Source organism: Streptococcus sp. 2154 (assembly GCF_013277255.1).
In the GTDB taxonomy this organism is placed as follows: Bacteria; Bacillota; Bacilli; order Lactobacillales; family Streptococcaceae; genus Streptococcus; species Streptococcus pseudopneumoniae.
In genome coordinates, this window is the sequence record NZ_VMMK01000004.1 from 1 (window position 1) to 641 (window position 641).

Annotated in this window: 1 pseudogene; it reads right to left on the reverse strand. The window is 44.5% G+C overall.

The features are described 5' to 3' along the window. Positions 1-641, reverse strand: a pseudogene (locus HT693_RS11780) (hypothetical protein); the annotation flags it as partial.

Here is a 641-nt window from a genome sequence, read left to right on the forward strand (position 1 = left end):
CCAATATCGGACTTTGAAAGATAGGGATCTAGATTATCAAACACAAAACCAAAACTAAAAGGAGACTGTTGAATTTTCTCGGAATCACGATAATAGTTCCGACCACCAACTTGCATATTTGAAAATTCTTCTCGCAATTTTCCAGCTTCAGCCACAACTAAGGTCTTATCTGCCTTGTCCTTGGTTGCGTTCAGGATTTCCTGGCGGATAGAGCCAGCTCGCACCTCAAATTCAGCCTGACTCAACTTCTGATTTAGTTTGTTCTGCGTGTCTGTCTCAAGACTCTTCACAGATTGCCGGATATTCTCAGCAGTCACGTTGAGGGAGCTGATATCCGCTTTAGTTCTGAGACCTTCAGTCAAACGCCTCACTCCAGCATCAAGCGCATCAGCGCGCTGATTAAAACGAGAGGTCATTGTTGAAATACGAGTAGAGCTCTCTTCTTGTATACGGTCTATCTGACTCGTCAGAGTCTCTGCTGTTTGCCTGACTTCTGATTTGTTAGCTTTCCCTTCCATTCTGTTCGTCAGTGCAGTTAGCCTGCCTTTAGTCGTCTCTTCATATCTTGCCTGAGAGCTTCTGACTCCAGCCAAGTCATTCTTTATCTGACCGAGAGCTTGAACTTGTTTGGAAATGTCAGT